Source organism: Protofrankia sp. CiP3, from assembly GCF_917627345.1.
In the GTDB taxonomy this organism is placed as follows: Bacteria; Actinomycetota; Actinomycetes; order Frankiales; family Frankiaceae; genus Protofrankia.
Genome location: NZ_CAKJTM010000138.1, coordinates 1 through 10,108, shown reverse-complemented (window position 1 = coordinate 10,108; position 10,108 = coordinate 1). Strand labels below are relative to the sequence as shown.

Genomic DNA, 10,108 nt, shown 5'->3' with positions numbered 1-10,108 from the left:
AGGCCATGCCGGACCAGGACGCGACACGCCCGAACAGCCGGGGGTAATTTTTACGCGAGCCCTAACCGCCTGTACCGCCCAGCGTCGGCGACGACGCGGCGGCCGTCGAGTGCAGTCCAGCCGGGGTGTTTCCTACCGCGACCGCATGATCAACTGGTGGTGTTGGATCGGGCCTGTATGCAGAGATCAGACCGGTCTGTCCATGATCACTATGATGATCTGCGCAAGGTTGGACGGCTCGACATATCGGCGGAGCATGCTGGCGAAATCAGGGGGCGGTTTCTAGCGGTCAGTGCATCATCCGAGTGTTTGTCTCGCGCCAGAGCCTCGTGGATCCCAGCACCATGCGGGTGGTGCTGGGAGCAGGTGGCCCGGCAAGCTTGATCACAATCGGGCAGGCTCCTCGCCTGCCCCACCAGCTCGATTCGAACCCCCTGCTGAGGATCCCAGCACGAGGCTGACGTCGGGTAGCTGTTCAGCAGGGGGGTCGCCGACAAACCTCCAGCTCAGCGGCATGATCATCTGATGCCGGAACGCCAAAAATATTCATCATTCTGATGAATAATGGCCATCTATAGCATGAATTCCGACATGTCGGACGGTGGCGATCAATGCTCTGACCTGGATGTTTGAGCTGTGCCCCCTGCTGAACAGCTACGACGTCGGGTGGCGCCTCCACCAGTTGATACCGCCCGGGCTGTGCACTGACCGCTGGAGACCACCTCAAGCAATCGCTATCCGCCCAGGCGACGATGTAACATTTCTTTTCCCGCGCGCCCGTGTCCGTAACGTCGACGCCAAGACGTCGGGTTGGTGTCCCGCTCTAAACCTGTTTATGAGCGCATGGCGCGCTCCGATCGACGCGCCGACGGGTACACTCTACCAAGTTCATCACCAGTCACACGAGGAGCCGCGCGAGTGTTCTGGCGTGGGACAGGGCGAAGGGCATTACCACCGGTCGGGGGTGCGATGAGCGGACGTGGCGCGGCATGAGGCACGGGTGTGGGCGTGCTGCTGTCCACAGTGTCTGGGGTGCTGCTCGGTGAACTGGACGCGGGATGGCCGTGGATCGCGGCGGCCACGGTCGTGGTCCTCATCTCAGTGGTGCTCGCGGGATGGATGGCGTCGGCGGAAGCGCCCCGGCGACGGACAGGGTCGTACTGGGTCCGGGTTCGGTCGTCGCCGGCTGGACATTGAGGATCAAAGGCGGAGTTTCGACCCGGGTGGGCGCCGACGCGCCAACCTCCGCCCGCGCTGCCTCAGGACACGGGATGGAATGTCGGATCGGGAGCAGTCGCGGGCCGCGAGGACGTGACGATTGACGGGGACGTCGGGACCGAAGCGGGCAGTACTGGAGGCTCTGGGTCGACGCCTTGATGGCGCTGGCCGTGTCTATGCTCGGCAGCGGGAAATCGCGCGAGCGATGCGTGCTTCGCGACAAAACGTCGGCCGAAACGTGATCGGCGTGACCTGCGTGCGGTTTACGCCTGCCTGGCCGCCACCGGCCTCGAGCGTAAGGCTTATTCAGAACTGCCAGCACAAGCAATATAGATCATGTATCGACCCAGGTCGGGGCGCTGTAATTGATCTTTATCGGGAAGTTCTGAATAACCCTCCGTGTATTTTGACGGGAAAGATAAGAGGAGCGAGCATGGAACATCTCGCGGCGTGCATCTGCCCCCGGGCAAACGCCGGGCTCGGTCGTGTCGACAGATAGCGTCGCCACGGCTGTCATCCTCGTAATGGCGCTCGTGGCCGTAGCGGCGCTGTGGATGGCGTGGATCTGGCTACAACGACGTTCATCCCCATCGCGGCAGTCACGGTCGCGCAATACCGGGTTTGGCGAGTTGCCGGTGAATCGGCGTTTGGAACTGGGTCAGTCCCGCCGGAGTACGGCCGCCCGGCTTGGCCGCGCGGTCGAGGTCGACATCACGGACCCAACCAGGCCAGAGGCCGTACGCATGGCGGTTTCCCGAGGCATGGCGGAGCTGGCGAAACGATCCGTCCTGCGGGCTCGGCGCCAGCCGTCGTCAATGGTGCTGCTGTTGTCTCCGACCACCGCTGCCCTGCTCGGCGGGCATGGCGCGCTGCTGATGGCTCCTCGCCTTGTCCAGATAGACATCCCGGACGACGTCGCGATCCGCGCCAGGGAGAGTGGCGGGCGACCGCTGGTCCGCGTGCTGTCCGCAGGAAACGCTGTGTCGGACAGCCAACTGTGGTTGATCGAGGCCGAGAACAGCTGGTCATTCGATGACCCCGGGCCCCAGATACCAGATGTCCGGCTGGATAAAGCGCCCGAACCAGGGTCGTCGAGCAGGGATGCCCTCTACCCTGATCGCCGTGACGGTGAGTGGCTGACGCCCGCGCCGACAGCAGCCCACACCGATTCGTCGCCTTGGGGGCCCCTGGCCGGACGAACTCTGGGCGGTGATTTCGACGACGTCACGGCTGTCGAACAGGATGCGTCGATACGTGAGGAGAGAGCCCGCCAGCAGGCGCTGCGCACGCTGCAGGCATTCGAAGCCCGACTGACCGTGCAGCCCGTTGCCCGCACGGAGCGGGAGGAGCGCGACAGCGACGACGCCCGCAGTCGCGCAGCGGACGAGTCGGACTCCACCAACCAACGGTCTGGCCGGCTCGACGCTCCGCGCCGAGCGTCCGCCTACAAGCCGGAGCTGCCCGTAGGCGAAGAGTTGTCGTTCATCGAGGACCACGATGACCCTGCCGTGCGTCACGCCGACCTGCTTCCCGCCGACAGGTCGCGGCGTCGACGCAGCCGTCCGGTGGTTCCCGCCGTGTGGCTGTACGACCTGAACGCTCCGCTGGCCATCGACAAAGTGTTGGCGGCGGTCGGTTCCCTCCCGGCTGCCGGCGGTGTGGTCGGGCGCAGCGAGCACGCCGACGTGACGATTTCCTCGCCAGGCGTCTCCGCAGCCCATTTCCGCATCGAGCCGAGGCCACAGGGATGGATGATCCACGATCTCGGCTCGAGTAACGGAACGTTCGTCAACGGCAGGAGGCTGGACACCGATACCGCCTACCCGCTGCGCAGCTACGACAAGATCAAACTTGGAAAGACCATACGCCTGCTGTTTGTCGTGGGAAGCGACGGCCCAGAAGCAATGCAGACCCAATGGGCTTCCGACGCGTGACGCCAAGCGCACCTCCAGCCCCCAGCATTGACCATCCGGTGGCGCCCGATGTGGCCGGTGTCTCGGTATCCGCCGGGCCTGTCCAGTCGCTGCTGCTACGGATGGCGGGCATAGAGCCCGCGTTCGTCACGAGCACCGTCGACCGCGATCGGTACCTCACCGCTGCCGTCGCGATGCTGCTCTACGGGGTCCTCGCGACCACGGGTTTCACGGTATTCCTGATGATTGCCACCCACGGCGGGTTCTGGCCCTGGGTCGTGCTAGGAGCACTCGTCGCGCTGGCTGTCATGCTCTATGACCGCATGCTGCTGGCGCATGTACCGGTGGATCTGACGAATCTTGACGACTCGGACCAGCCGGCGCTCGGCAGGACCAAACCTACCAGTTACGTAATAAGAATACTGATCGCAATACTCACTGCGATCGTGGTCACTCACCCCCTTACCCTCAAGTTGTTCGAGACCGAAATAGCCGACCAGCTACGGTCGATCTCCACATCCCGCCAGGGGGCCATCGAGCAAAACATTCGAGGCCAGGCTGCAGAAAATATCAAGAAATATCAAGAAATCGTAGATATCGACCAAAAGCAGCTCAATGACGCGAATGACCGTGTCGCCACTCTTCGGAATCAGATCAGGGAGGAGCAGGAGGGAAACGGGGTCGGCGACGGGCCAGGTTGCGGGCCACAGTGCAAAGATCTCCAGGGTCAACTCGCCATTGCGGAGAACCACCAGCAGAGCAGGCAGAATGAGTTGACCAAGGCGACGAACGACCTGAACGCCCAGAAGGTGACAATAAACAACCAGGCGGAAACGGAGATCGAAAACTCCCACGCCCACCCGGCACGAGCGCCGGACGGTCTCCTGAACCAGGAGACGGCTCTGTGGCATGTGCTGGCTCACAGCAAGTCGGCGCTCGTGCGCTACCTTCTGATCACCGTGCTGTTCCTCGTGATTGATGTCGCCGTACTACTGGTCAAGCTGTCCAGCCGCCACTCCGCCTACGATATGGCGACCGCAGACGATGCGCGGCAGAGGCTGGTGGCGGCTCGGGAAATAGGCCGCCAGACCGTCACCGGCTCCAAGAACAAGAGGATGCGCGTCCTAGCGTTCGACGACCGATCCGATGCCAGGCGAGCCGAACGTCAGGAGGCTGACAGTCAAGTTCACTACCAGGCGGCCTTCTACGACCGGGAGGCCGAACGGCGGCGGCTGGCGGACGAGGCCGAACGCGCGGCGGCGAAAAACGTCTACGAGCACCAGCAGAAAATGGAACAGATGGCCGGCGAGGCCGCCTACCATCTGTACGTGACCAAGCTCAATTTCGAGCTTCGCACCGCCCAGGCTCGCGCCGCCCACGAGAAGTCTATGCAGGGCCTGCCGTGGGTGTCCACGTTTGTGCCGCCGCAGCCTCAGCCTAACTCCCAACCCCCGCCTCCACCGCGGTCGCATCCGCCGGGACCGCCACCACCGGGGGCCAAGGCGCCCCGACCCGACTTGGCCCCCGGTGACATTCTCGGCGGCAGATGGCAGCTGGTCAGGCTGGGGCTGCCCAAGGGTGAGAAGGCCACCGGCAGGAGGACGTTCGTCTGGCAGGCACGCGACATCCGAGGCCAGTACCCGGGCAATCTCGTCGCAAAGACCACGCTGGTCACCGACAACCCGCAAGATCGTGAACTGCGGGCCCGCGCCGAAGCGGACATGGCGATTACCGCCAACACCCACGTTGTCAGCATTCTGGGCAAGGCCGATGAAGGTGACCTGCTCTGGATGGTCATGCCGTACTACGAGCTGGGGAGCCTGCGCTGGTACATGCAGCACTCCTCGCCAAAGCGCCCGCTGCGCCAGGTGCTGCTGGCGGCGGACCATATCCTGGAGGCGCTGGCGAGCCAGCCCCGGCGTGCCCACGCCGACCTGAAGCCAGCGAATGTGGTCGTCGAGAGCAAGCATGTCGTCCGCCGTCAGGGACTCCCGGACTTCATCGATCTCAAGATCCGGGTGATTGACTGGGGCGTCTCCAAGCTGTGGACCGTCGTCACGAGCCAGCTCGACCTCGCGGTTACCGGAACCGAAAGGTGGCGGGCGCCGGAGCAGCGCCGGAACGAGCCGCCCGATCCACGCTCCGATCTCTACGCGCTCGGCGGTATCATCTACTGGCTGGTCACCGGGCAGCAGGCCTTTGCCGCCGACGGCCTCGGCGCGGAAGCCGAGGTCGAGGCCTACGAGAAGCGGGGGGGAGTGGCGGAGTCGCTGGATTCCGCTGTCCCCGGTGTTCCGCGTTCACTGGCCGTCTTGGTCGGCGAGCTCATGTCCTACGAGCCAGACAACCGCCTGAGGGGCACCCAGGTGGAGAAGGTCCTGGAAAAAGCCAGGGATCGCATCGGCGCCATCTACACCGAGGTCACGAATATCGTTAAGACACGCGATGAAATCATGGTCGGCGCCTTCGGCGGATTTGACGACACCATTTTCGTGCCACCCGCGGCGCGCCTGGCATCGCCATCGACCGTAAACGAGTAAGAAGGTAAATATCTTGTTTCAGCGCTTCGCATCCAACAGAACAGATCTGAGACGAAAGCATACCTGTGGCCCTAACCGAAGAATGTCGCCGCTGGTAACGACAGCGGTGCGGACGGGCCGGTCGTTGACAAAAGTTCCGTTCAACGAGCTGCTGTCTCGGACCAGCCATGTAGTATCACTCAGCGGTGTAATCCTGCAGTGCGGAGCGGAGACGTCCCCCATGGGTACGACCGCTATGTACCCAGCCTCTCCGGTGATCAGGCGACGGCTGAGCAGGCCTCCTTCGGCGGGCAGGGACACGGCCGGCAGTCCCTCGTCGCAGTCGGGCACGAGCCACAACGCCGGAACGTCCGGGCCGCTGGCACTCGCGGCATCTCTGAGCAGCAGCTGGCGTTCGCGCGGGTTGCCGGGATCGCGGAAGAACAGCCGGGTCTGGGCAGAGGTGCCTGGGTCCCGCGCTAACCTGTCCAGAACGGCACCACGCACAGCCGGCCAGCTGGTGGACTCCCCGGCCGACTGTCGACCCAGGACATCCAGCAGGATTTCGACAAAGTTCGTGGAGGATGGATGATCGTGCCCGATCGTTGCGGCGGCGGCCTTCTCAAGCGCGACCGCGACGAGCGAGGCGATCGTGCGCCCGCGATCGAGCCGGCCCTTGCCAAACGTGTCGGTCGGCGGGGGGCGGGGGGAACATGACGCGGACTCGCCGCCTGGTCCGAGCGCGCCTTCATGCAGGTCGACGGCGACGAACAGGTGGCGGAGCGCTGGAAAGAACGTCGTCCGGCCGCTGTTCATCAGGTCGTCGAGGTCGAGATTGCGCTCGTTCCCATCCTCGGCATCGGCGTAGAAAAGCCGCTGGTCCAACGACACCGAGTCCAACGCCCCGGGGCCGCACCAGAACACCCACAGCGTGTCGACATGGTCTGTCCGGCGAAGAGCGTCAACTGTCGCGTGGAACTCGTCACGGCACGCCGGTCGAAACCGAGGCGCCGCTCCCCCGTCGTCCAGCGCGACGTCCTCGGTCGTGCCCGCTCGACCACCCAGCATGTGAATGTCAGCGTCGGGTACGCCCCGTGACCGCAGCCAGCGCGCAAACCCGAGAGCTTTCGTCGTGGCGGAGGCGACGACCGGCGCAGACAGTATAGGGCACCGCTCGACGGCGACGATTATCGCGGCCGTGCGTCCCGCCGGCGCTAGATCCACTGTCCGCGCCGCCGGACCCGCCGCTGGTCCCACCGGTCTCAGGCCCATGAGCGTAGCGGCTGACCGGCTGCCATCCCCGGCATAGTATCGAAGCAGTACGTCAGATGGGTCGCCAATCCGGTCGTCGAAATACCCGCGTACGGTTCGTGACCATCCGCCATCGTCTCGCGACCCGCTCCGCATCGGCAGCCCCGATCGTCAGGACAGACGATACCAAGATTCGCGCGGGTCCGCACGTTGCCCGAAAGTTCTTTGCTCGACGGGGAAGCAGCGTATCCGATTTTCTTTCGATGGCGCTGCCTTCGCATGATTGCGCTTCATGCGTGCGCGATGAACAGCCGCCCAGCGCTCGGCCATCGCATGCTCGGCCCTGACGTTCCGCACGCTCACGCCTGGCCGGGGAGAGGGCTTGGCAGGTCCACCCGAGTCCGTTGGCCGTTCACCGCAGCGGCCACCACCTGTTCGTACCTGACCGATCCGGTTCGGAGCAGGAAGGCAACCAGACCCAGGCTCGTGGACATATCATCGTCCGTTACGAAACCGTGGCTCTCCGCCTTGTTCGCGAGACTGTCGAAGTGCTCGGCGTCGTCGGCGTCGTGACGCTGCACAGGCGACCTGTGCGCTGGAAAGGCCAGGAAGTCCCCGAAACGGTCGAGTACCGCGACTAGCTGGGCGTGCGTGACCTTCATCGTGCGCTCCCCCGGCTCGGTCAGCTCTCTCGCGTCCTGACTGCCGGGTACCACCCCGGCTGGATTGACGACCGCGACCCGCCAGCAGTCGCGGGACCCCCGTGGCCAGAAGGTGATCAGACGCCCAATCTCAGCGTTTCCACGCCTGGGAAGCTGGGTGGAGGAGTGTGGCTCCGGCGACTCCCACCGTTGCCGGTCCCATCGGGCATTTCCTGTGTTCAGGACCAGCGGGCCACCATCAGCCTGGATGATCTTCAACGCAAGCCTGACGAGCAGGCGTTCGCAACACGAGCTGACCATCGGCAGTTCCACAAGTGTGGCCGGAGCCGGGCACATTCTGGCGGAGTCGAACTCCGCGCCGCTGATGACGGTTGTTCCAGCGGCCAGCTGGCTCCGAAACTTCATGCCCACGCCAGGATGGTCAACAAGTATCTCCGCATGTCCCAGTCTTCCCGGCATCCCCGTATCACCCTTCACCGCCGGCTGTTGGCCCCGGCCGCGCGGCGACAGCCGGCACAGTCCCGCCCCGTCGATATCGACCTGATTCTAGCACTGGGGGCCAGACAACCAGAACGTTGGCGTTACCGCTCAGTCGACCGTCATTCGGTCAGACGAAACAGTCGAGCGGAAAGCCCTGTGTACACTGACCGTCCGGTGCGGACGCGATCGCACGGAGGATGTGATGATGTGATGAATTGCCGTGGTAGCGCGAGGTATACGGAAGCCGGCTCCATCCTCGGTGCCGTGTCAGATATCCTGATCGACCAGGGCGAAGCCACCAGCCGACGAAGCGGTGCAGGCCCTTCGTCCTCGTCCGCATGACCGCGCGGCAGTGGGTCGTTGGTCCCGGCGCCGCGGGCCGAGACGTGCACATCGACGGCCCAGTGACCATCAAGGTCATTTCCGGAACATTCGAGCGGGTAAACGAGGCGATTTTCTATCCGACCGAGCTCGCCGACGAGTTGAATGTCGGCCGTTTCGAGGGCCGGACCGAGCTGATCCGCCAGATCGACCGGTTCATCGACGAACGCAAACGCGGCTACCTGGTCGTGGTGGGAGCGGCCGGGGTCGGCAAGAGCGCGTTGGCCGCTAGACTGGTCTGGCAGCGCAAATGCGCTTTTCATTTTACCGGGCAGGGTGGCGGCAGCAGAATACCGGAGCAGGCACGAAAAAGCCTGGCCGCCCAGCTGATTGGAGCATGGCAGCTCTCCGAGGAGTTCACTCCCCACGACACGTTTCCCAAGAGCGCGGAAAAAGCGGCCTGGCTTGGGGATGTTCTCCGCGCGGCCGCGGGGGCCCGCGACAAGATCCATCCCGACAAGCGACCGCCGATCGTGCTTGTCATCGACGCTCTGGACGAGGCCGGTCCCGACGCCCCCGGCATGGACACAGGCGTCCCCCTTGGCCTGCCCGCTCCCCGACGACTGCCCGACGGCGTATTCATCGTCGCGACCAGCCGTTTTGGCGCGCCACTCGGCGATCTAGACAGAAGCGACCGACTGATTCTCGACATCCGCAGCGCCACGAACCGCCAAGACATGGCGAGCTACCTCCATCGTCTCCTCGATGGTGGCCCCGACACCGACGACGACCTTGTCGATGTGCTCGGCCAGCATCATATGTCGACCGAAGGCTTCGTGGACAGCCTGCTGCGTGCCTGCGACGGCGGCTGGATGTACCTGACGTACGTTCTGGATGACATCCGGGAGAAACGGCTCAGCCCGGCCGAGGTCTCGGGTCTGCCTGGAGGACTGCGCGCTCACTACATGCAGCAAGTCACACGGTGGGAGAATAATGACGAGGCGTTGTGGCGCGGGGTTCGCCGCCCCACACTCGCGCTGCTGGCGGCCCTGCGCCGTCGGGCGACGGCGGCCGAGCTCGCGGACTGGGCCAAGGCCGACGCCGAGGACGTCGCCAATTGGCTCGACCAGGATCTGCGGGCATTCCTCAAGGTCACCAAGCCCAGGCCCATGCCCCACACGTACAGAATCCGGCACCAGAGCCTTCGCGACCTGTTCGTTCCCCAGCCCGGGCCAGCCCCGGACACCGATGTCGACGACTGTCTCGAGAACGAGGACACCACCCACGACGACCGGTCGAGTGAGCGGCTCCATCGCGCTCTCATTGACGCCCACCGTAGGCTCACGACGTATTTTGTTCCGCCTGGCGACCCGGGCGAGCGGACCTGGTCGGGCATCGATGAGTACGCCCGCTGCAACCTGCCGGAGCACGCCGCCGCCTGCGGCAGGCTCGACGACCTGGTTGCCGACGTCGGGTTCCTACTCACGTGTGACCCCGCGGGCATCCTGTGCTACCGGAGTTCGCTGCGAACCCCCGCCGGTGTGGCGGCGGTCAACGCGTACGAGGCGGCTCTGCACGAGCCGACCGCCCACCCCGATGACCCGCCTGGCTGGTGGATACATGTCTGGGCGAAAAAGACCGGGGCCGGCGCGCTAGCCGACTCCGCCATCCGCCACGTTCAACGGAGACGGATGTGGACGGTCCAGACCGCGATCTGGGCCGGAGCCACGCACCGCACGATCGC

General features: G+C 64.7%; 6 protein-coding genes. 4 read left to right on the top strand and 2 right to left on the bottom strand.

Annotated elements, in window-relative coordinates; translation table 11 throughout:
• The first annotated feature begins 1,008 nt into the window (after positions 1-1,008).
• The 3 genes from MJ797_RS24225 to MJ797_RS24215 all read left to right on the top strand — a co-directional run bounded on the left by MJ797_RS24225 (position 1,009) and on the right by MJ797_RS24215 (position 5,671).
• Positions 1,009-1,197 (top strand): hypothetical protein, encoded by a 189-nt coding sequence (locus tag MJ797_RS24225; RefSeq protein WP_239341605.1) that lies wholly within the window; start codon positions 1,009-1,011, stop codon positions 1,195-1,197.
• Between the two features lie 656 nt (positions 1,198-1,853).
• Positions 1,854-3,152, top strand: a complete 1,299-nt coding sequence (locus tag MJ797_RS24220) for an FHA domain-containing protein (protein WP_239341604.1) — start codon at positions 1,854-1,856, stop codon at positions 3,150-3,152.
• Positions 3,134-5,671, top strand: a complete 2,538-nt coding sequence (locus MJ797_RS24215; protein WP_308128368.1) for a DUF4407 domain-containing protein — start codon at positions 3,134-3,136, stop codon at positions 5,669-5,671. The genes MJ797_RS24220 and MJ797_RS24215 overlap by 19 nt, the downstream gene beginning before the upstream one ends.
• Before the next feature lie 18 nt (positions 5,672-5,689).
• Here the strand turns inward: MJ797_RS24215 and MJ797_RS24210 are convergent, their stop codons facing one another.
• On the bottom strand, positions 5,690-6,718 hold the full coding sequence (locus MJ797_RS24210) for an FHA domain-containing protein (RefSeq protein WP_239341600.1): 1,029 nt from the start codon (positions 6,716-6,718) through the stop codon (positions 5,690-5,692).
• 542 nt (positions 6,719-7,260) lie between these two features.
• Entirely contained in the window at positions 7,261-8,022 is a 762-nt protein-coding gene (locus MJ797_RS24205; RefSeq protein ID WP_239341598.1) for a hypothetical protein, read from the bottom strand.
• A gap of 425 nt (positions 8,023-8,447) precedes the next feature.
• Between MJ797_RS24205 and MJ797_RS24200 the strand changes: the two genes are divergently transcribed.
• A partial coding sequence (locus MJ797_RS24200) for an ATP-binding protein (RefSeq protein WP_239341596.1) occupies positions 8,448-10,108 on the top strand: 1,661 nt, incomplete at its 3' end.